General features: G+C 47.2%; 22 protein-coding genes. 9 read left to right on the forward strand and 13 right to left on the reverse strand.

Annotated features, from left to right (window positions below):
- Positions 1-32: 32 nt before the first annotated feature.
- From KO518_RS09110 to KO518_RS09120, 3 genes are all read left to right on the forward strand, one after another.
- Complete coding sequence (locus tag KO518_RS09110; RefSeq protein WP_216025544.1) at positions 33-662, forward strand: NAD(P)H-binding protein; 630 nt, start codon at positions 33-35, stop codon at positions 660-662.
- Positions 662-1,384, forward strand: a complete 723-nt coding sequence (locus KO518_RS09115) for a tRNA1(Val) (adenine(37)-N6)-methyltransferase (protein ID WP_216025545.1) — start codon at positions 662-664, stop codon at positions 1,382-1,384. The genes KO518_RS09110 and KO518_RS09115 overlap by 1 nt, the downstream gene beginning before the upstream one ends.
- A 98-nt stretch (positions 1,385-1,482) precedes the next feature.
- Positions 1,483-2,526 (forward strand): glycosyl hydrolase family 8, encoded by a 1,044-nt coding sequence (locus KO518_RS09120; protein ID WP_216025546.1) that lies wholly within the window; start codon positions 1,483-1,485, stop codon positions 2,524-2,526.
- 96 nt (positions 2,527-2,622) lie between these two features.
- Here KO518_RS09120 and KO518_RS09125 read toward each other — a convergent pair whose 3' ends face one another.
- From KO518_RS09125 to KO518_RS09140, 4 genes are all read right to left on the reverse strand, one after another.
- Complete coding sequence (locus tag KO518_RS09125) at positions 2,623-3,030, reverse strand: biopolymer transporter ExbD (RefSeq protein ID WP_216025547.1); 408 nt, start codon at positions 3,028-3,030, stop codon at positions 2,623-2,625.
- A 138-nt stretch (positions 3,031-3,168) separates the two neighbouring features.
- Positions 3,169-3,972: a CLCA_X family protein gene (locus KO518_RS09130; protein WP_216025548.1), complete on the reverse strand. Its 804-nt coding sequence runs from the start codon at positions 3,970-3,972 to the stop codon at positions 3,169-3,171.
- Complete coding sequence (gene fldB / locus KO518_RS09135; protein WP_216025549.1) at positions 3,959-4,495, reverse strand: flavodoxin FldB; 537 nt, start codon at positions 4,493-4,495, stop codon at positions 3,959-3,961. The genes KO518_RS09130 and fldB overlap by 14 nt, the downstream gene beginning before the upstream one ends.
- On the reverse strand, positions 4,492-6,372 hold the full coding sequence (locus KO518_RS09140) for an alkaline phosphatase family protein (protein ID WP_216025550.1): 1,881 nt from the start codon (positions 6,370-6,372) through the stop codon (positions 4,492-4,494). The genes fldB and KO518_RS09140 overlap by 4 nt, the downstream gene beginning before the upstream one ends.
- A 123-nt stretch (positions 6,373-6,495) precedes the next feature.
- Here KO518_RS09140 and KO518_RS09145 point away from each other — a divergent pair, with 123 nt between their 5' ends.
- Complete coding sequence (locus KO518_RS09145; protein WP_216025551.1) at positions 6,496-7,623, forward strand: hypothetical protein; 1,128 nt, start codon at positions 6,496-6,498, stop codon at positions 7,621-7,623.
- Between the two features lie 48 nt (positions 7,624-7,671).
- On the opposite strand, the gene msrA is transcribed toward KO518_RS09145, so the two are convergent.
- Positions 7,672-8,208 carry a peptide-methionine (S)-S-oxide reductase MsrA gene (gene msrA, locus KO518_RS09150; RefSeq protein WP_216025552.1) on the reverse strand — a complete coding sequence of 179 codons (537 nt, stop codon included), beginning with the start codon at positions 8,206-8,208 and terminating at the stop codon, positions 7,672-7,674.
- Between the two features lie 157 nt (positions 8,209-8,365).
- On the opposite strand from msrA, the gene KO518_RS09155 reads away from it, so the two are divergent.
- The 3 genes from KO518_RS09155 (at position 8,366) to KO518_RS09165 (ending at position 11,197) form a co-directional block, all read left to right on the forward strand.
- Complete coding sequence (locus tag KO518_RS09155) at positions 8,366-8,788, forward strand: thiol-disulfide oxidoreductase DCC family protein (protein WP_216025553.1); 423 nt, start codon at positions 8,366-8,368, stop codon at positions 8,786-8,788.
- Positions 8,775-9,521, forward strand: coding sequence for an SDR family NAD(P)-dependent oxidoreductase (locus KO518_RS09160; protein WP_216025554.1), 747 nt, complete (start codon positions 8,775-8,777; stop codon positions 9,519-9,521). Before KO518_RS09155 ends, KO518_RS09160 begins: the two co-directional genes overlap by 14 nt.
- Positions 9,522-9,775: 254 nt before the next feature.
- Entirely contained in the window at positions 9,776-11,197 is a 1,422-nt protein-coding gene (locus KO518_RS09165) for a sodium-dependent transporter (protein WP_216025555.1), read from the forward strand.
- Here KO518_RS09165 and KO518_RS09170 read toward each other — a convergent pair.
- Positions 11,186-12,037 (reverse strand): sugar metabolism protein, encoded by an 852-nt coding sequence (locus KO518_RS09170; RefSeq protein WP_216025556.1) that lies wholly within the window; start codon positions 12,035-12,037, stop codon positions 11,186-11,188. The two genes, KO518_RS09165 and KO518_RS09170, sit on opposite strands and share 12 nt — an antisense overlap.
- Positions 12,038-12,098: 61 nt before the next feature.
- Entirely contained in the window at positions 12,099-12,905 is an 807-nt protein-coding gene (locus KO518_RS09175; RefSeq protein ID WP_216025557.1) for a DUF2884 family protein, read from the reverse strand.
- Between the two features lie 360 nt (positions 12,906-13,265).
- Between KO518_RS09175 and KO518_RS09180 the strand changes: the two genes are divergently transcribed.
- A complete protein-coding gene (locus tag KO518_RS09180; protein ID WP_216025558.1) occupies positions 13,266-13,457 on the forward strand; it encodes a hypothetical protein in 192 nt (63 codons plus the stop codon).
- A 45-nt stretch (positions 13,458-13,502) separates the two neighbouring features.
- Here KO518_RS09180 and KO518_RS09185 read toward each other — a convergent pair whose 3' ends face one another.
- From KO518_RS09185 to KO518_RS09195, 3 genes are read right to left on the reverse strand one after another with little or no spacing between them, the layout of a single operon-like run.
- A complete protein-coding gene (locus KO518_RS09185; RefSeq protein WP_216025559.1) occupies positions 13,503-14,810 on the reverse strand; it encodes a mechanosensitive ion channel family protein in 1,308 nt (435 codons plus the stop codon).
- A gap of 3 nt (positions 14,811-14,813) precedes the next feature.
- Positions 14,814-15,704 (reverse strand): acyltransferase, encoded by an 891-nt coding sequence (locus KO518_RS09190; protein ID WP_216025560.1) that lies wholly within the window; start codon positions 15,702-15,704, stop codon positions 14,814-14,816.
- Complete coding sequence (locus KO518_RS09195; protein ID WP_216025561.1) at positions 15,701-16,615, reverse strand: acyltransferase; 915 nt, start codon at positions 16,613-16,615, stop codon at positions 15,701-15,703. The genes KO518_RS09190 and KO518_RS09195 overlap by 4 nt, the downstream gene beginning before the upstream one ends.
- 360 nt (positions 16,616-16,975) lie before the next feature.
- On the opposite strand from KO518_RS09195, the gene fghA reads away from it, so the two are divergent.
- Positions 16,976-17,827, forward strand: coding sequence for an S-formylglutathione hydrolase (gene fghA, locus KO518_RS09200; protein WP_216025562.1), 852 nt, complete (start codon positions 16,976-16,978; stop codon positions 17,825-17,827).
- Between the two features lie 23 nt (positions 17,828-17,850).
- Here fghA and KO518_RS09205 read toward each other — a convergent pair whose 3' ends face one another.
- The 3 genes from KO518_RS09205 to KO518_RS09215 are packed head-to-tail and all read right to left on the reverse strand — an operon-like array spanning position 17,851 to position 22,210.
- Positions 17,851-19,956, reverse strand: a complete 2,106-nt coding sequence (locus KO518_RS09205; protein WP_216025563.1) for a bifunctional diguanylate cyclase/phosphodiesterase — start codon at positions 19,954-19,956, stop codon at positions 17,851-17,853.
- Between the two features lie 2 nt (positions 19,957-19,958).
- Positions 19,959-20,450: a Rab family GTPase gene (locus tag KO518_RS09210; protein WP_216025564.1), complete on the reverse strand. Its 492-nt coding sequence runs from the start codon at positions 20,448-20,450 to the stop codon at positions 19,959-19,961.
- Positions 20,447-22,210 carry an OmpA family protein gene (locus tag KO518_RS09215; RefSeq protein ID WP_216025565.1) on the reverse strand — a complete coding sequence of 588 codons (1,764 nt, stop codon included), beginning with the start codon at positions 22,208-22,210 and terminating at the stop codon, positions 20,447-20,449. The genes KO518_RS09210 and KO518_RS09215 overlap by 4 nt, the downstream gene beginning before the upstream one ends.

The raw sequence follows: 22,210 nt of genomic DNA on the forward strand, positions 1-22,210 counted from the left end.
GTCAGTTAGGTGAATGAACAGGGTGTCACAAGGTGAGTCGTAATAAAACCGCTTTAGTTTTAGGTGCAACCGGCCTCGTCGGCAGGGCGCTTATACAGCAATTACTCGTGGACCCAAGGTATGATGCCATCACACTGTTAATACGCAAGCCCTTGCCGTCCCGTTTGTTTGTCGATCCGTTGAAAAAACTGGTGCCTATTGTTATCGATTTTGCGCATTTTCAGGATTATCAGGGGTATTTCGGCGTGAATCACGTTTACTGTTGTCTGGGTACCACCCCAGGGCAAGCCGGCTCAAAAGCTGCCTTCAGGCAGGTTGAGTTCGAATATATACACGTTGCGGCACAACTAACCCGTGCCCAGCGAGCGGATAGCTTTGTGTGGATTTCATCTGTAGGGGCAAATGCAAAAAGCAGTAATTTCTATCTCAAGGTGAAGGGGGAATTGGAAAACGCCTTAATGAGAATGCCCCAGTTGCACAATGCCTCGGCGGTTAGACCTTCTTTACTTCTGGACGAGAGGGCTGATTTACGGCCATTGGAATATATTGCTAAAAAATTTGCGCCTGTGTGGAGTAGGGCCATGCGTGGTCCTTTGGCTAAATACAAACCCGTCCGAGCTGCTGAGGTGGCGAGAAAGATGATGTCACTACAGGTGTTTTGATGGCAAGAGGATTTCAGTGCAAACAGTTTTTTGTAGCCCAGGACAAGTGTGCCATGAAGGTGGGTACCGACAGCCTTGTTTTGGGGAGTTGGGCGCAAACGGGACACGCATCTAACATACTGGACATCGGCACTGGAACGGGCATTCTGGCGTTAATGATGGCGCAAAAAAATAAATTGGCACACATTACGGCCATCGATATTGATGATGACGCTGTTCGCCAGGCTAAAGCTAATGTCGCTGGTTCGTTATGGTCACATCGCATTGAAGTCGTGAAGGCGGATGTTGCCGCATTCCAATCACAGAAGGCCTTTGATGTTATTATTAGCAACCCGCCGTACTTCCATCACGCGGCATCTCCAACCAATGCGTTTGACAACGCAAAAGATAAGCGTTTAACGGCGCGTCAGGACGAGACACTTACGCCTGGAGTGTTATTTTTCAACTGTAGCCGATTATTGAAACCGGTGGGCCAAATCTATTGCGTTTACCCGGCTACTCGTCATAGAGAAGTTGTCGATGCTGCAGCAACCCAAGGTTTTTATCTCAGCGCCTGCCTGGAAGTAACAGCAGCGCCCGGACGCTCACCTTATTTACACGGGCTTTGCTTTAGTAGCTCTGTGTCAACCTTGCGCCATGAGCAACTCGTGGTAAGAGATGAGAACAACGTATATACGCCGGAATACAAGCGGTTATGTGAAGCTTTCTATTTGAATTTTTAATGTCCTGCAGATTACATCACCGGTAGTTATGTGGCCTTGCCAGGTGTATTCGACGAGGCAGGCTGGTGGGCAGACAGAAAAATAAGGTGAGTATAACAATGGTAAAAGTTTGGCAGGTGGTTAGCGTAATTGTTTCCGCGTTGCTGATTGTGGCGTGCGCTGAGAAGCCCCTCTCGTCGTTCGATATTGCATGGCGTCAATACAAAGCGCGTTTCTATGAAAACGGGCGTATTGTCGATACGGACAATGCTGATGTGTCCTGCGCCGAAGGACAAGGATACGGCATGCTGTTTGCCGTCGCAGCGGATGATCAGGCACAATTTAGTCGCTTGTGGACATGGTCGCAGACTGGATTACAGCGTGAAGACAGGCTCTTTCGCCGGCTATCCCGGCCGTGTTTGGTCAAAGATAGGGGCTGTGTGTATAACCGCTACAGCGATACCGGGGGGGATATACTCATTGCATGGGCGCTGTTAAAAGCCGCACATAAATGGAATAAACCAGACTATCAGCTCGAGGCAATGGCGATTATTCATGCCCTGAGTAACCATATGGTCATCTCTCGTCATGGCGAAACACTATTATTGTCTGGTGGCCCTAAGGGAGTATTTTCTAACGGCGACGTGCAGGTAAATCTGTCGAATTGGGTGTTTCCAGCATTACAGGCTTTCGCAGAGGCTACCGGAGATGAAATATGGGATGACATAGCGGTGTCAGGTATCGCACTTATTGCGCAAAGTGAAAGTAAGTGGCAGCTCGTCCCCGCCTGGCTTCGCGTTAGCCGACAAGGAGTGTCACTTAACGGGGTGGTTTCTCCCGAGTTTGATGCTGACGCCTATCGCGTGCCGCTGTATTTGGCATGGCAGGGAGTCAATGTTTCTTTGGTCGCGCCATTTCTGCGGTATTGGAATGAAGGTCGCGCACCGGCTACCTGGAATTTACTCTCCAATGAAAAAGCTGGATATCCAATGACCGCCGACATGCTGGCAGTAGAAGCTGCGGTGAGGACGCTCTACCGGGTTAACGGAACTCGGGACGCGGCACTGACGAATACATTGGTCTTGCGGGATGATATGGATTATGTTTCCGCCAGTTTAGTGATGCTGAGCTTACTGGCCGTTGGTGAGGGGATCAGGCAATAGCGCTTTGGCTTAAATGTACCGAGTCATTTATTTAAAACTGGCACAAAAAACGCGGCAATTGCCGCGTTTTAAAAACTCAAAGCGATAGTGAAAAACTCAGGCGTCTTTAACCAGTACAGAAATTTTTTCGATACCTGCAATTTTTACCTGGTTCATGACTTCAACAACAATACCGTGTTCAGTATCCTGATCTGCCTGAATAGCTGCAGAATCCGTGTTGTTTTCAGCAAGAAACGTTTGCGCGTTGGCTACAACACGACGAATGTCAACTTCACGGCCACCCATACTGATAATACCATTCGCATCAATGCGAATAGACAGGGATCTTGAAGGCTGATTGTTATTCGACTTGTTATCCTCCGGCCGGTTTACGTCCAGACCTTTCTCTTTCACAAAAGAGGTTGTAACAATGAAGAAGATCAACATGATGAACACGATGTCCAACATGGGGGTCATGTCAATCTGTGCCTCGTCATCGGCACTGGTATGCTTTTTTCTTTTCATCTCGTAGTCTTTCTTCTCTTTAAGTTCGAGCACCCTAGTATACTGTTTGTTATCAAAACTGATAGCATTTTGTAAGAAACAGACACCGTTATTAACACTTGTTGGTGGCTTTTTGGCCACTATCACCGGAGAGTATCGTTATTGCGGTGATTTTTTCGTCAGGGCAACCCCGAGTTGGTAAAAATACAACATTAACGAATCATTAAGCTGTATACGCAAATTACCATGAGGATAAATACCAAGTCTAGCCTCTGCAGACTTTTTTGTTCCCTGAACAAGAAAGGCGTTCTTCAATGGGTTGTCCTGAATGCATGCTTCAAAAGCCCGGGCAGCCATTTCCTGAGGCGTAGCATAATAATACATTTTTAACGCGCGATCAGCTTCAATTGATCGCAAAAGGTACGTGCTGGGGTTATTTTGATCGTTCAAAAACATCAGTTTAAAACAATCGCATAGCACGTCATTCAAGGGGTGAGAGCGAATGGGGGCATTGTCTAACCACGCTTTTGAAGCAAAGGATCCCGTCGGTAGATCATCGAAAACGTAAGATGCAATGTAATGATCGAAAGCGTGAAACCACTCGTGGGCTAATGCGCCGCCGCCTGCGTTTTTAGCCAAGGCGAGTTGGCGCTTCGCACTGTTGTAATGGGCACTGGCGTGTTTCTGACCGCCACTGCCAAATGCCAGTGAAAGGCTACCGTTTAGCGAAACAACCTGTTCGCTAACATGTAAGATCTCTGCCAGATCGTACAATGCATCGAAAAATAGATTTGCCGCTAATTGTTGCTCTTGTGGAGTAACCCATTTTCCTACGGTAATACTCGCGAAGTTAAAGAGCTTGCGAATATCCTGAAAGCTCACGTCGGCTCCGTCGCGGTGCGATGGGCCATTGCGAAAATACTCCCGATGAAGCCTGCCAGGTTTGTTGTTATCCGAGTTCATCTAAGAGTTGGTGACACCAGGTTTGAATGCGATCATCGGTAAGATCGTACTGATTTTCGTCATCCAGGCTAAGCCCAACAAAATGACGTTTATCTTCCGTAAGCCCTTTGGATGCGGCAAAATCGTAGCCCTGATTAGGCCACAGCCCGATAAACTCGCAGCCGGACTCCGATAGTGCGTCGTGCAACATACCCAGCGCATCCTGAAACCAGTCTGCATAACCTAGCTGATCACCCAGTCCAAAAAGAGCGACGGTTTTATCTTTCAGGTTGAGTTGGTAAACGTCTTCCCAGCTTGATTCCCAATCTTCCTGAAGCTCGCCAAAATCCCATGTGGAAATACCAAAGACGATAATGTCGAACGCTTCGCACTGCTTCAGCGCAGTCTCTTTGATGTTGAACACACTGACAACAGGCGCTTCAAAGAGCGCATCTAGCTGAGCCTGAATTTTTTCTGCCGCCATTTCGGTGTAGCAGGTTGTAGACCCATAAAACAACCCGATAGACAGACCTGCGTCACTCATTCATCACCTTTCTTATCTTCCTCGCGGGGAGGGAATTCTACCGTATCTCCATTCCCGCACAATGCTCTGCACGTAACAGTGGTGTCATTTTCCCTTAAAACAAGTTGTCCAATGGCAGAACAGTTGAGCAGCGCCTTTCTGCCCCTGCCATTGGGCGGGCGTGAACGCACCGCCATATTTCGTCGTCTGGTAAAGACGTTTAGCGGCGACTTATGACCATAGAACCAGCGATTGAGGCGTTCCAGCCATTTCAGTAAGCCCGGGGGAAATGTGTTTTTAATACCGCTACAGGTAAATTGTGTGATGTGCGGGCTATTTCGCCTAAACCGCAACCGCACATCGTAAACGAATGAGTAGTGCACATCACCTGACAATATAATGAATTCAGGCGGCGTTTTGTAGTGTCTGAAAATATTCAGAATGACGTTGGCAGTGCCTTTGTGTGCCATCCAGTTTTCGGCATCAACTGTCAGTGCCTTCCCAAAGAAGGTAAATACTTTTTGAATGGCTTCTATCATTTTTACCCCGTAAATTGGCGCCGCAGACACAACAATAACGGCATGCTGGCCAATCAACGCCTGTTGAAATTCACACAGGGCTTCCCAATCCATGAGCCCGGACGGCTTGTTTAAGCTCGATTCTGAACGCCAACGACGGGTTCGCGTGTCCATGACATAAACCGGTGGGGAGGTGTTTAGGCTGTAGTGCCATTCTTCAAAATCAAACAACGTGCTGATGAAAGTGTCTTGCTCAACCAGACCTTCTGAGGTGAATACCGTGCGTGCCTGCTCTTCAATATGAATGAATTTGTCGGGTTGATTTCCCCAGCCCTGGCAAAGCCAATAGCCAACCAGTGCGTTGCCTACCATTCGTCGGGAGAGCGGATGACCGTATACTTCCTGCTCCCATCCCCGGGTCAGATTCCAATCGTCGGTAACATCGTGATCGTCGAAAATCATGTAAACAGGGATGTGGGCTAATGCCCGTCGAATCCTGGGCAGGGTTTCGACAAACTTTTGAATGACCGTTTGTTCCCGCTCGAACTGCTGTTTGTACTCATCAGGTACTTCGTCGACAGACAACCGGATACAGCGCCACAATGACGGCGACCATACCAATAAATACATGGCGAGTATTTCCGCCAGACTGATCAGGTGATTTTTGGCATTCACCGATGTGAAAACGGGTTTTTGCTTGGCGCCGAAAAACAGCTTTGACAATGCAGTATTAGTGGCAATACTGGGAAGGATGCGGTCGCGCTGGTAGTAGTTTAACGGGTGATCCGCTAAGGCACTGCTGTGATCGATAATTGCCCCTTCCAAGGGTTCAGGATGAAGTTCAAGGAGACTTATGACTTTTTGAATGGCTTGAAGAGTAGGGCCTGCCACGTCGTCGCTATAAACCTGGTCTCCGGTGAGCAGTAATATATCTGGCCGTGTCAGGCCGCCGTTTAGCTCTTCAGCTATCAGTTTGTCTACTCTGGTGAGCGCATCGGTTTCAGGGTGATGGGGTTTGCGACACGAGCCGTGGAGTACGTTGTTGAGTGTGGGTTGCCAGTAAAACGAAAAGGCGTTTTCATCGGGATAGCAAAATTCTGCTTTTTCACGGTCCCAACGGCTTTGTTGATCGGTGGCGGAAAAGGTGAGGTCATAACTGTATCGCTCACCGGCTGAGAGCCCGCTTTCTGGTGTCGCTGTAAGCAAATAGACAAAGGCCTTTTTTCCAATACAAACTGTGTGTACAGATGTTGTGATGCGCTCGCCGTTTAGGGTAAGTGACGGGGTACATGCTTCCGTGCTCACGCACCATACGGTGAAACCGTTGTTGTCGGTATGTCGCAGCAGCGGCCCGGCTATGATCAGGGGAAGCAATGACATCTGTTTGTAACGCTCCTTTGCGATAAACGTGAAACGTTTTGCACATTGGCCCCTTGCCTGGCCACTTGCAATACGCGATGATGGGAATTATTTCTGAATTCCTCAATCAGTTAAAGGAAAACAATGAAACAAAATATTGTTTTAGCCATCTTTGCTTTGTGCGCATTGATCGCTTGCAGTGAAGCGCCAGAACACATTGATGTTCAGTCTATCCAATCGTCTTTAGCTGTCGAGGGAAAATGGATTAAAAATAATCAGGGTGAGATTATGGCCGATCCACAGACCTCTGGTCTGACCCTGTGGAACGGTCAGTTGGTGACGCTTTCCGATGCCAGTGCCACAGAAGATATGCAGCGCAAACTCCACTATATTGATGCAGAGCAAGCGGTATTCTCCAGCGACAGTGAAAAAATGCGCATGGCCAATATTGTTCGTCGCAGTTGTTTTAGTGCTTATTTGGCGGATAAACCTGATTTGGAAGCGCTGGTAGCGGATCCGAATCAGCCTGGCGTGTTTTACACGGTGACAGAAGACGCTACCCGAACCGGAGCACTGTCTGTGCGCTGTCAGCAGAAGTACCAGGAGACAGGATCTACCGATTATCCCACGTTGTTGGTTCGACTGGAGAAAACTGAATTTGGCACCACTATGACAGGCGTCAGGCCCATTCAGTTTGATATGGCTATGCAAGTAGGTGATTTTCCTAACGACGGCATTGAAGGTATGGCGATGAACGAGGAAAGAACCTTGTACCTGGGCCTTGAAAAAGATGCCAACGGGCAACCGCGTATTTTTTCTGTGCAATTGGATGACGGGTTTTGGGACAGCACAGATTTTGTGGCCGTGAGCGAACCTGCCTTAGCTTTACCAGCTTTTAGCAGTGGTAATCATCCCATAAATGGTTTGGCTTACTACAAACATGACGATGAAAAAGGGTATTTGTTGGCAGCGGCGCGCAACGATAACGAATTGTGGATCATTCCTGAGGACGGCTCGCCCTTCAGACGCATTCTGATGCACTTTACGGCACCGGTGGACAGCAAAAGTTCAGCCTGTCAGTCGCCTGAAATCATGGACAATGCCTCTATCGAAGGGCTTGTCGTTGTGGATAATACGCTGTGGATGCTGAATGACCCCTGGAAAGAAAATTATTTAAAGAATATTCGTTGTGAAGCGAACAAAGGACATTATGAAGCCATGGCGCCGTTGTTGTTTTCCACTCCCCTGCAATCGGCTTGGTTTAACGATTAATCGTACTTACCGGTGTGCTCTGTGCACACCGGCGGGCAGGAGAAAGCACTATCTCAGGCGTTCTGCAAAGGTCTTTTTAAATTTAGCCAGTTTAGGGGCCACTACCATCGCGCAGTATTGATTTTCAGGATTATTTTTGAAATAACTTTGATGGTAGTCTTCCGCCGGGAAGTAGTTATTTATTTCGGTGACTTCGGTAACGATGGGGTCTGGCCAGACTTCATCATTCGTCATTTCCTGAATGATGTTCTGTGCTTCCCGCTTTTGATCATCGTTGTGATAAAACACCGCGCTTCTATACTGAGGGCCTACATCGTTGCCCTGTCTGTTAATCTGAGTGGGATTGTGTAGCGCAAAAAAAATCTCCAAAATTTCCCGGTAGCTAATTTTGCTGCTATCAAAATCGATCCTGACAACCTCTGCGTGCCCGGTATCACCTTTGCAAACCGCTTCGTAACTGGGGTTGTCGACATGGCCCCCAGCGTAACCGGATATAGCACTTTCCACTCCATCGACACTGTTAAACGCCGACTCTATACACCAGAAGCAACCACCGGCAAGGGTGGCAGTTTGTGTTGTTGACATGGTTTATCCTTACAATATTCTGATGACTATAATGTGGTCATACAGACCGTGTTCTTCAAGGGAAGCTTACACATTTTTAATTATACAATGGCACAGAAATCGTAAACTGTAAGTAGTAAGCGACAACGCAACCATCAACAAGCGCCGAGGCGATGATATGAAAATCTTTTACGACAGTACATGCCCGTTGTGCTGCGCCGAAATGCGGCATTTAAAGAATCGGGACGGCGACAATGTGATACAACTGGTGGATATAAACGGGGCTGATTTCCCGCGACAATATCCGCAATTGGATTGGCATGCACTGAATGCCCGTATTCACGTGATGCTGGAAAACGGGCGTCTGGTGTCTGGGCTCGATGCTACTCACGCAGCTTGGAAAACGGTGGGCAGGGGGTGGTTCTATGCCCCTTTGCGCTGGCCGTTAATTCGCATTCTAGCCGACCGTGCTTATGAGCTTTTCGCCAAACACCGCTATACCATTTCGTTTTTACTTACGGGCAAACGCAGAGACTGTAGTAGCGGCCAGTGCGTCACAACAATGAAAAGTGGTGGGAAGCGCACTGATGAGCGAAGTTAAGGCCGCACATTTGGTTATCGGGGCCGGCGGTGCCATTGGCAAGGCCGTAGTTGAAAAACTGTTGGAAGATACGCCGGAGACCGTTATTTATGCGGTGTCCAGAAAGCACATAGACAGCCAGAGAGAAACTGGCGTCGTATATGTGGAACTTGATACGACGGACGAGCAGGCCGTAACCGACTGGGTCGGTGAGCGGAAAAAACAGGGAGTACTGTTTCACAAAGTCATTTGCACTATCGGTATGTTGCACGGAGACGGTGCCTGTCATTCTCTGTTTCCAGAGAAGAAAGTTGAGGATATTACCGGTCAGGGTTTACTCAATTATTTTGCTGTAAATGCCGTTCTTCCGGCTTTGTGGTTAAAAGCCTTAATAACCGCCATGGCACCGTCGCGCGGAGTGATTTGTTGTCTCAGTGCCCGTGTAGGCAGTATTAGCGACAATCAGCTGGGCGGTTGGTATGGCTATCGCGCATCGAAGGCGGCATTGAATATGCTGCTGAAAACGGCGGCTGTGGAGTACGCCCGCAGAAGTAAAAACACCGTCCTGGTGAGCTACCACCCAGGTACGGTTGAGAGTAACCTCTCAGCCCCTTTCCAAAAGAATGTTCCTGAGGGGAAATTGTTCAGTCCGGTCTATACGGCGTCACAGTTGTTGGCATTCATCAATAACGTTCACCGCTCAGAGGGCAACATCCATTTCGTTGATTGGGCCCATAATACTATTCCTTGGTAGAAGCCTGTAAAATTTGCAGTGGTCAAACTTCGCGTTTCACGCGTTCAAGTTCGAGACATTCCGTGCTGACGCTGATAATATTTGCCATTACCCGTGGTGGAAGCTGCGCGATGCGTTAGTCTGACAGGGTGTTTGGGGAAGGTGTAAAGCCGGAATAACGACATATAAAACCGGCGCATAGCAATTAATTACATTGTGATTGTCACAACCGTCATCGCCACCCAATTATAACAATAAGTGAAGAGGAAGATGATATGAGCGGGACCAGAGAACAGTTCGGATCGCGCATAGGTTTTATTTTGGCTGCCGCTGGTTCAGCGGTGGGGATCGGCAATCTCGTAGGGTTCCCGGTGGGTGCAGCGAAAAACGGCGGCGGCGCATTCCTGCTGATGTATGCCATTTTTGTTGTTGCGATATGTTTACCCGTGATGCTCGCGGAAATGTCAGTGGGGCGCCATGCGAGAAAAGATCCCCTCGGCGCCTATCGCGAGATTAGCAATAACAACGGTGCCTGGAAGGTGGCCGGATGGCTGTCTATTATTACCCCCTTTATGATTGCCGTATTTTATTTGGTGATTACGGTTTGGATATTCGGTTATCTGTATGAAGTGTTAACCGGTGGCCTGGATGTTTTGGCGAATCCGGAAACCTTTGACGCCTTTATAAATAGTGAAAAAATCTTTATCTATATGGCTGCGGTACTCGTTGTGGTGTACCTCATCTTGCAAGGGGGCGTAAAGGAAGGGATAGAAAAGGCTGCTAAACTGCTGATGCCTACCTTGTTTATCATGTTGTTGTTATTGGTTGGTTTTGTGCTCATGCAGGACAACGCCATGAAGGGCGTAGAGTTTTATTTGGTTCCGGATTTCAGCAAGATCAACGCTTCCGTTATTAATGGTGCACTGTCGCAGGCATTCTTTTCTTTGTCGTTGGGCATGGGGATCATGATTACCTATGGCAGTTATATTGACAAACGCGCCGATGTTCCAGGCTCTGCGAAATTAGTGGCCCTCACCGACACAGCCGTGGCTTTCACGGCTGGCCTGATGATTTTGCCTGCCATCTTTTCTTTTGATCCCAACACGAATCCCGACGAACTCAGCGAGTCTTCCATTGGTATGATTTTCACCTTTTTACCGAAAATTTTCCTCGCCTTGCAAGACTCGATCGGGTACATAGGTGCGAGTATTGTGGCTGCCATTTTCTTCCTGCAGGTCTTTTTTGCTGCCATCACGTCATTGGTGTCGATTTTCGAAGTTCCGGTAGCGGCGTTGATGGATGAGAAAGATATGGAGAGAAAGCCTGCACTGTTTATTCTAGGCTCCCTCATGGTTATTCTTGCGGTGTTGTGCGCCCTGTCTTTTGGCTACAATCAATTTTTTACTGGTTTTGTCAGTTATGCCGGAGCCAGTAAGTCATTCTTCGACGTGATTTACGATGTGTTTTACGACACAATTTTACCGTTAAACGGTTTCCTGATTTGTATCTTTGTGATTTATCGCTGGAAAAAGGTAAATTTTAACAAGGCGTTAGACCAGGGGGCCGAAAGTTACAAAGGCAGCTTCTTCGAGAAATACGTGGATATTTCTGTGGGCACCTTTATTCCGGTAATTTTGCTGGTGGTGTTCATAAATACGGTAGCCGTGAAATACTTTGGTACCAGTTTATTCGGATAAGCAGTCTGGCAACATGCCATAGGGGCTGGCGTATTTTAGCGATAGCCCCAGCTTTTTTAAGCTCGAATGACAGTCGATGACTTTGCTGTTTACACCGGCTTCATCATTGAAGATCGGAGACGGCAAGGAGAATTGTCTGGCAGCTTCGGTGTAATATGCCTTGCGGGTCGGATGAACAGTGCTACACAAATGAAATACATTTGGTTGTCTCGTCTCTAGTTTTTGAGTTAACACGTTTTTTAACGCCGTGATCACGTCATCTACATGGACTAAATTGACGGGTTGGCCGCCATTGACAAGTTCCTTTCCAGCGAGAAACTTGATCGGGTGACGGTCTTGACCAATCAGGCCAGATAGTCGTAACACCGATATGCGGGCATCTTGTTTTGCCAGCAAGTGGTCTTCTATTTCACAATGCGCTTTGCCCGAAGCTGTATCGGGTGCCCGTTCGCTGTTTTCTGAAACGAGTCCTTCGCGTTTGCCGAATACCGATGTGGTGCTGATAAAAATTAAACGCTGGGTTGAGGATAAAAGCAGAGTATCAACCAGCTTTGTCACGTGGTTGACAAAGTCGCTATCAATGGAGCCTTTTCTTCCCGGGGGAATGTTGAGCACCAGGTTGTTGTGCGCAAGAGACGAGGTTAAACGATGGGGATCATCGCCTAACGCATAAATAAGGGGAGTAACGCCAAGTGTTTTTAACAGACGAGCTTTGTCTTTACTACGCGTGGTGCCGGCAATTGTCCAGTCTGTAGATTGTCTCGCGAAATGTTGACCTAACCAACCGCATCCGCAAAAGGTGACCGATTTCCCGGTGGTGGTGAATGTAGACAATGACATAAAATAAAGCCGGAAAGATGTTTCCGGCAGTATAGCAAAAAAACGTCAGGTAAACGGCGGATTACATTTTCATCATGCTTTTACCATCGATGGTGAACATATCCAGGTTTTCCAAACCCGCAATGTGTTTTTGCATTTTGGATTCTACGTAGTCTGCCTTTTGCAGAACCTCACACAATGCGTCGGCGCGTTCCTCAATTGCCGTGGCTCTCTGTTCTATTCGTTGTTCGAAATCGTCTTCCCAATTTTCCATTCGATCGGCAAAGTCGTCCATATCACCATCACTGGAGAGCATCTGTGTACCAAGGGCAATGAGCAACCGGCCGGCGGATTGTTCAATGATATCTTCTACCTGGGATTCCAAACGATTTTCCCAGCTTTGTGCGAACCAGCCATCGTCCTGGAAGTCCGCTGAGTTCACTCTGATTTGGCCATTGTCATCGTAGAAGTGGGCATCCATATCCCGACGCAGATCCGCAAATAAAGCATCGACATCATCTACCAATCCATTGTCTGTACCGATTAATTCGCCAAACGCTTCGTTTAATGCTGATCCCGCCAGTTCCAGTGCATCATAGGTAATATCCAGTGTCATGGGAATAGCGGTATTAATGTTGTTGTAATACATTGCGACCCATTCCTTTTCCTCGTCATTGAGTGCAACGGAATGACCATTGATGGTGAGTGTGTGCGCGGGCGTAATAACCATTTTTTTGTCGTCCTGAATGTGCACGGCAAGTACGCCTGCGTTCCATGACATGTCGCCTTTCACGGTGATATCACAACTTTCGTTATCAATCTCAATGGCCGTGGCAGATGAGGCTAAAACGGTTGCGGCTAGAGCCGTTGACAAAGCTGACATTTTCATGAAGAGTTCCTTTTTTTGGGTATTTGACATAAGTTACGCTAGAAGTCTAAGCAATCGATGGGCCATTAATTTAAATCATTTAATTTCAATATGTTGTGTTAATTATTGGGGTTGCTAAGACAAGCGTAGGAATAACAATTAGTGGTTTTGTTAACTATTTAGCGGTTTTGACTAAGATCAAAAAAAATGCAGCCTACGGGGATTTTTCGTACGCAAAAGCTCAATTTTGTTGCATACTACACTTCACTTACTGTGGTTTGATGCGTCAGTGCGAAGATATCCGGGCAAACACAGTGACAGAATGATTTTATGATGGCTGCAAAGTGTGCGGCCACTGAGACAGTGCGAAGGGTTGAATGTATGAATGAGTGGATCAGTGCTATTGGTTTTGGAGCAGGCCTTGTGGCGTTTGTTCTGGGTTTAACCAGTATCATTATGGGTTTTATGACGGCGAAATCAGGTGCTGAAGGTATGCAGGAAAAAATCGAGTACGGCTTTTTCGGCGTGTCTGGTTTGGTTGTTTGTGTTCTCATGGCATATGCGCTGTCTTAACCGGGCAGATTTCAGTAAAAAAGGCGCATAAGCGCCTTTTTTACTTCAGTCTTTACTAACGTCGTCCACAGTAGCTTTGTTCCCATGAGATGAAAGGGCTGAAGCCAGACCGGGAATATAACCGTCTCTTTGATACGCTCGCAGGTCGAAAACGGGCAGCATGGCCATGATATGGTCAAAAATGTCGGCTTGGATTTTTTCGTATAACACCCACTCTTTCTTTGCACTGAAGCAGTATATTTCCAGCGGTAAACCCAGCTCGTTAGGAGGCAGTTGTCTAACCATTAACGTGAGGGACTGATTGATGTCCGGGTGTTTTTGCAGGTATGCTTCCAGATAAGCCCGAAAGGTGCCGATATTGGTCAGGCGACGACTGTTAAGCAGGTCCGACTCGTCAATAGAGTAATCTTTGTGATAGCTCTGTAACTCCTTCACTTTTCTTTCGATATACTCTGATATGTAACGGATGCGGCTAAAACGTGTCATCATGTCGCTGTCGCATAACCGGATGCTGTGAATATCTATGTACACTGACCGTTTAATGCGTCGTCCACCAGATTCCTGCATACCCCGCCAGTTCTTTACCGCTTCTGTGGTAAGGGCGTAGCTGGGCAGGGTAGAAATAGTTTTGTCCCAATTCTGTACCTTAACGTTTGTCAGGCCTATTTCAAGGATTTCGCCGTCCACTTCAAACTTGGTAATTTGGATCCAGTCACCGGTGTTGAACATGCGATTGGCGGCAATTTGAATACCGGCTACAAAACCGAGAATGGTATCCCGAAAAATGAGCAGCAATACGGCAGCCAGTGCAGTTAGTCCGGACATTATGATAATTGGACTTTTGTTGACGATGAGGGAAATGGACAACAACAGTACAATAACCGCAAAAACCAGTTTGGCTACCTGAATAAAACCGGTAATTGACGCGCGTTTCGCAAGATATGAATCGTTGTACACATCCTGAACTGTGTTCAGCAGTGCATAAATGGCCAGTAGAGCGGCTACCATCATGTAGAGCTGAGAAGATTTTAGCAGGAAGCCCAGGATGACGTTGTCATCGCTTATCAGTACCGGGGTCATCAGGAATATTACGACGGCGGGAACGAGATGAGTCAGACGTCGAAAGAAACCGTGATTGAGCAAAGCATCATCCCAGTCGTTCTTGCTTCGCTTTACTAGATGAGCTATCTGGATTTTTAGCACCACTCTACTGATAAAATAGGCAATTAGCGCAACGGTGAGGATAGCGCTAACCGCGAGTGTATTGTATAGCAACATATCCGTGGTGACATTGGGGAACACATCATTAATGAGATGAATAAAAGTGTCTCTGATTGAAGAAGCTATTTGCATAATTTAACGCCCTAAAAGCTGACTAATGCGGCTGTCTTTGGTTAACCATAAATCGTTCAGCCACTGTTGGAAACGAGTGCGAAACGCATTATCTTCGAAATAGTCTCCCTGCACATCACTAGTAACATTCAGAACATTTACATCAACTACAATATGGGTCATCTGGCCACTGAGCATGGCTATCATGGGGTACCTGGGGTTGTTTGGGTAAAGTAAAGATACGTCGAGTATATTGGTAAACAGCTCACCCATGGTTGCCAGGGTGAAGGCAATGCCACCGGCTTTCGGGGGCAGTAAATGGGTAAACTGACTGCCTTTGGCCTGATGTTTAGCGGGCGTAAATCGCGTGCCTTCTACAAAATTAATCACCGTGGTAGGTTGGGTTTTAAACTTCTGACAGAACCGTTTGGTTGTTTCGATGTCCTGACCTTTTTTCTCTGGATGTTTGGCAATGTAAGCTCGGGAATAGCGCTTCATAAACGGCATATCCAGAGCCCACGCGCCCAGCCCGACGAAGGGCAGCCAAATAAGCTCTTGCTTTAAGAAAAACTTAGGAGGCGGAATACGCCCGCGGGTAAAGTCAATGAGTAATACAATATCCAGGTAGCTTAAATGATTTGCAATAAGTAAGTACCAACTTTCTTTCGAGAGTGTACCCTCGGTATTGTAGTCGATGTTAACCTTGTTAAACCCTTTTATCATCATCACACTGATACGGCCAAAACAATGCATAAAGACATGCATAATGTTTAACAACTGCCTCTGTAACCTTGGAGCGGGAAGTAGAAACTTAACCAGCCCGACACTCACTACCAGCGTGGCCCATAATGCCAGATTAGCAATCTGTAGTGAGGTATGCACAACAAATATGAGGGGAGCGAGGTATGTTCTCATAACGGTGCCTGCGATGAATTCATGGCATTGAGTTGCGCATCCTTGACTTTCCAACGCGCGTTTAACCATTGTTGAAACCGGGCTTTCTGCATTGGGTCTGAGAAATAGGTATCATTAAATACTCCCTCCTCAATGATGTCTTTGATAGGCGCGACCGACACTTGAACCCGCACTTCTTTGACTTTTCCGCAGGTAAAATCCCAAAAGCTCGGTACGCCATTCGGATAGTCGATTGTCACGTCGATAAGCTTGTGCAGTTGATCACCCATGGCACTTAGCACAAATGCCATACCACCGGCTTTAGGTTTTAGGAGGTGGGTAAAAGGCGACGCCTGACGAGCGTGTTTATCCGGTGTGAAGCGGGTGCCCTCGACAAAGTTCATGATACTGACAGGCTTGGATTTAAATTTCTCGCAGGCTTTGCGGGTGGTCTCCATATCCTTGCCCTTTAAGTGAGGATTTTTGGCGAGAAATGACTTGCTGTACCTACGCATAAAAGGGAAATCCAAAGCCCACCAGGCCAGCCCCAAAAAAGGTACCCATATGAGTTCTTGTTTGAGAAAAAATTTAAGAAAGGGGATGCGCCGGTTGAAAATGCGTTGGAGTACCAAAATATCTACCCAGGACTGGTGATTGGCAATGACCAGATACCAATCGCTTGGTTCGAGGGATGCGAGGCCATCGACGTACATTTTTGTACGACTGAAGATGTCCTGATTAATACGGTTGATGCTTATCCACATGGTTGCGCAGGCATCGAGGGGGTAAGACACAATCCGACGCCACCACGAAATGGGGAGCAACTTTAAAAGAGAGAGTACAAAAATGGGAAAAAACCAAAATACGGTGTTGATAAAATAGCCCGTCACTGACAGAGTGCCACGCAAGTGATAGCCAATTGTTTTGAACATCGTTATTTACCTCTTAAATTTGTGCATTAGTGTAAACGATGTTGATCTAAAAGCCGATACGCCCTTTACTGAGACAGTGTCGAAATGACTAAAAAATCGCAGGAGACACTCGTGTAAGGGCAGGGCATTTTATGTAGGGCCACGGTGGCGTGGATTTCTCCTTTGAACGCAAAGGTAAGGTAGATGTTATGCGCTCTGAATTGCCAGAAATTGTTGGGCAGTTCCTCAACGGCGACATAACCTGAAACAAATTTAGTACCCATATCATGCCGTTGGCAGATATTAACGACGCTTTCACACTGTGATGCATGAAGACAGGAGCATTCAAAGCGTCATCCATTTCTAGGAGTCATAGGAAAGATGGACTTAATTAGCGAAAACAAAGTTTTTGGCGGTCGCCATTGTCGCTTTAAACACCAGTCTGAAACCACCAGTTGCGAGATGACATTTGCCGTGTTTTTGCCGCCATTCGCGTCAGACGAGAACCCGGTGCCTGTGCTTTACTGGTTATCTGGCTTAACCTGCACAGACGAAAACTTTATGCAAAAAGCTGGGGCGATGAAGCGTGCCGCTGAGTTGGGTATGGCCATTGTTGCCCCGGATACCAGCCCCCGCGGCGATGACGTGCCCGACGACGAGCAACAAGCCTACGATTTTGGCAAAGGGGCCGGTTTTTATGTTAATGCAACCCAGGATCCCTGGAAAACCCATTATCAAATGTATGATTACGTCGTAACAGAATTACCCGCAGTGGTGGAAGCAAACCTTCCTGTGACCAGAGAAAAAGCCATTAGCGGGCATTCCATGGGGGGGCATGGAGCCTTGGTTATAGGCCTGAGAAACCCTGAACAATACGTATCTGTGTCGGCATTTAGTCCTATTGCGAATCCATCTGATTGTCCTTGGGGCGAAAAAGCGCTGGGGCAGTACTTGGGAGAAGATCGTGCAGCTTGGGAACAATACGATGCATCTGTACTACTTTCTCAAAAGCAACATTATGTGCCACTCCTCGTGGAACAGGGGAAGGCAGACCAATTTCTCGAAGAGCAGTTAAAACCTCAGGCATTGCTCAATGCCGCACAAAAAAGCGATACGTCACTTACGCTAAACATGCATGAGGGATACGATCACAGCTATTTCTTTATCGCGACGTTTATTGACGAACACCTCGCATTTCACGCCAGTCACTTAGGGATTGGCAACGCGTTGTAGTCAAACAGTATTGCGCAGAACTTCTATTTGAACCGGGTGATAAACGCGTCTACGGGCATGGGTTTGTCGAAAAGATAACCTTGCCCTAAGATACAATTTTCCCTGCGCAAAAAGTGTTGTTGCTCGTCACTTTCCACCCCTTCGGCTACTACAGCTAGATCGAGGTTTGCGGCTAGCGCCAAAATGGCCTGTATGATCGCTTTATCGTCAGCATTGACGGTAAGATCTCGCACAAATGCCCGGTCAATCTTTAGTTCGTCTATGGGCAGCCGTTTGAGGTATTCCAGCGAGCTAAAACCGGTACCAAAGTCGTCGATGGATATAGTAACCCCCATAGCGCGCAATTCTGTCAGGGTAACGGCTACGGTATTGTTGTCCTGAATGAATATGGTCTCTGTGATCTCAATAGACAACTGAGAAGGTGAAATGCCGTGTTTTTTTACCGCAGCAGACACTATTTTCAGGAAGTCTGGGTCGGCGATTTGTCTCCCTGAAATATTGATGGCGATGCGCAGCGTTGGGAAGTCTTCTTGAAACTGTTTCGCGATAGTACATACTTCTTCCAGGAGCCAATCACCAAACGAGAAGATAAGATCGCTGTTTTCAGCAACAGGGATGAAGGTGTCCGGCGGTATCATTTGCCCGTCTTTCGTTTGCCATCGGGTCAAAGCTTCGCATTTGACAAGGTTACCTGTTTCCAGTTCAACAATAGGCTGAAGATGCAGGCTAAGTTGACCGTCCGCAATGGCAATAGTCAAAGCGGATTCCAGTTCTGCCACTTCCTGTTGTTTCTGCTTTAATTGATCCCGATAAATAACCACCTGATTGCGGCCGTTGGACTTGGCAAATTGCAGGGCAAGCCCCGCATTGTGGAACATGGTATCGGCGCTATCGCCGTGTTTTGGATACTGAGCGACACCCATGTTCACGGCGAGAATGGTTTTGGTATTTCCCAGACTGACAAAGGCATGGTCGAAATCGCCCTTTAATAGACGCGCAGCTTCTAGCAATGCAGATTCGTTTTCTTCGGCTAGAGGCATTAACAACGCGAACTCATTACCGGAAATACGGGCCAGGAAACTGCCTTTTGACGTGTGTTTACTCAGCCTTTTGGCAACATTTTTGAGAATGTCATCGCCGATGCGATAGCCAAGATTTTCATTTATGCGTCTAAACTCGCATACATCAATGATAAACAATCCAAAGCAGCGCTTTTCGGTGATCCACCGCGTTATTTCGTTTTTAAAGGCTTGTCGCGAAGCTATTTGGGTTAAAGAGTCGCGCCCAAAGGTCGGTTCGGCTTGTTCGCTGGATTGTTGAAGTTTACTGATATCAGAAATCAAAAATACCCAGTGAGTCAGTGTATCGTCGGCAAACACAGAGGCTATCGTCAACTGTAGCCAGCGACCTCCCCCAGGGGCGTTATGCCAATATACCTCGCCTCGCCAGGAGTCCTTTCTGGCTTCAAGGGTACTTAAAAAGGAAGCGCTAATGTGTACATCCTGCAATAGCTGAAACAGTTGTCGCGTGCTGTTGGTGTCGTCTGCACGCAACATCTGTCTGGCCACGCTATTGTCCAGAAACAGTTTTTTCGACGCATCGGTAATAAGTACGCCGGTATGCAAATGCTGTATAGTTTGTTTAATGGCATTTTGCTGTAACTGACAATCTTCCGCTTCGCTCAGTACAGTGCGCAGTTTGTCGTTCAGATAGTCCTGCTGACTAATCACTGCATGGTGGGTGAGAAGCAATTCTCGGGCGGTTTGCAATGATTGCTGTCGGTACTCGAATTCCTTACTGACATTTTTGATCGCGAGATAGCGATCGTGGGGACCTTTTTGAATTGCTATTGCTTCTAAGCGCAGTTGTGTGGAGCTGGTGGTTTCTGTCCAAAAACCCGATGATACCTGACGCTTTTCAGCGCTTTCCCAGCAGGTTTGCGCATCAATCATAAAGTCGTCTAAAAACAAGCTTTCGACGGTATCGACAAATAGCGAGTTTTCTTTAATTTTTATGATGTCAGCAAGCCAGTGAACGGTGGGAGTTAAACAGCGCAACTCATTGCCACTGGTGAATTCAAACAATGCACAGTCGGTGATGCCTAGCGCGTTAAGCTGAAAAATATCCATGATCAGAGCGTCACTTTGGCAATGGCTTGAAAGAGGAATTCAACATTGTCCCCCGTTTTTGCGCTGGTGCGAATGGTTTCGGTAAAGGCATTTTCATATTCGCTGACCTCGTCTTCACTCCAATACCACTCGCAATTCAAGTCAGTTTTGTTGATAACAAAAAACGCTGGTGTATCGGGAAATTCCTGACGCGCGGATTGCAGAATATCTATGCCCTCCAGCAATGATTGGGAACGGGTATGGTCAACGACAATAATGAATGCAGACGCCCCACGTAAATAACGGGGATTAAAACCGCAGTAGCGGTCGACGCCTTCGATATCCCAAATGAGAAGTTGTACAGTTTTGTCTTCCACCAGTACCTGTTTCTTATCAATTTTGACACCGATGGTAGTGAGATACTTATCTGAAAATATCCCGTCAACAAACTGCCTTACAAGACTTGTTTTCCCTACTCCAGTGGGACCAAGCAGGCATACTTTTTTCTGTATCACCGCGCTATTCCTTTACTTTCGTCGCTCTGTGTTAACAGGACATGCAGAAAAACCATTCGACTGGCGTCTTCCTGTGATAATTGCATTTGGCCAATCCCTCTCGTGTGAAGGCCTTTTTCTTCTACGCCTGCCTCAATAAGCGCGCGCTTCACTGCCTGGGCTCTCGCCTGACTCAATTGCGCATTTTTCACTGCGGAGCCGCTGTTGTCACTAACACCGATAATAAACAAGTCTAAACCCGCACTGAGTTTGTCGCTTATATTTTGCAGTGTTACATAGCGTTCGGCAATATGTTCAATAGTTGAAAGTGCGGCTGAAGACAATGAGGCTTCATTAGTTTTAAAGTGTACAGACAATGCTGCTATTTCTGCCATGAGGGTATTGGCTGAGTAGGTTAATGCTTTCTCTTGGTCAATGGCCTGATCGGTGATTACGGATACATTTGTTGTATCAAGGGGGTAGTTACCGATACCGGGCACTACCCGCAATTCCCGCCGAAACCTGTTCCAATCCTGTGTTGTGATGGAGCCGGACAACACAGGTTCGGGAGTTTGTTGCAGGTTTAAACTGGCGTAGTTGCTTACCAGTTTGCTGACCCTTGCAGCTATAAGGGATTTGTCTAACGACAGGTACGGTTGTGAATTAATTTGCACCTTATCCACATCTATCCCCAGATCCGTCAGCCAATCAGAAGCGCTTACTGAAGCTTCGTCTTTAAGCAGCGACAAGACGATTTTCCCTTTGTCTATTCTGGTGTCAAGTACTGCGATTCCCGCGGGTGCTGAAGCTTGCTGAATTTCTGACATCAACAGTGAAAGCTGCAAACGGAAGAAACTCAAATATCCGAGAAAACCAATAGCACAAATTAACAGAATGGCTCCAACGCCAAATCTTTTCTTTTTCTGTTCCGGCTCTCGGCGGGCACTTACCAGACAGTCGTGCAAAAGGGAGTCTGAGGCGAGAAACGGTTCAGTATTGCCATCGTACTCTAGTAACGGCGTTTGGTAGTAGCGATGAAAGTCTTCTAAAACCACTTGTAATTTACCGCGCACATCGGGTGGAATTGAACCCGTTACAGCAGCAACTAGTATGGCCTGGGGACCCACTTTTATAATCAGGGTGAAATCGTCCGTACGAATTTCATCGAGATCGGTGTCGGCCTCTGGGTTTGCTGAACCAAAGGCATCAGCGACAAAATCATTCATGGCAACCAGCATAGAGGAAATCAGATCGCCATCTTTACTGCGAGAGGGGTCGGAAGCGGCACTATTTAACAAGGTACCGGTTTCTCGGTGAATAATGAAAACCTGGTGTATTTGATACTGATAAATTTTGGTGGCCACATAATCGGCATAACTAATGCCAGCCCGCCAGGCTTCAAAGCGCCACTTGATGCTTCTAAAAGAAAAACTGTTTTCAATCAGTGCATTGGTGCGTTCAACAAATTCAACCAAAAACGCGGCAACGGCTTTTCGAATTAAAGAACCTACTAACGGATAAAGTACGCCGACGATCTTGTCACTATTCGCTTCAACTGAACGATGCAATGATTTTTCAACCAAGGGGACCAACACCCGATTAACCGAACCGTCTCGGGTTTCCCGGTCGTTCAGTGCTTCAGATACCACCTCGGAAACCAGCCCTTTGGCGTTGCGGCGAACAACATTTTCTATCTGTTTTTCATCGCCGCCAATAATAAGCGTACGCACTGCATCCATAGCCCGAGCGTCAGAATCCTTTTGGTACGCAGACGTCTCCAT

Source organism: Aestuariibacter sp. A3R04 (assembly GCF_018860805.1).
Classification (GTDB): Bacteria; Pseudomonadota; Gammaproteobacteria; order Enterobacterales; family Alteromonadaceae; genus Alteromonas.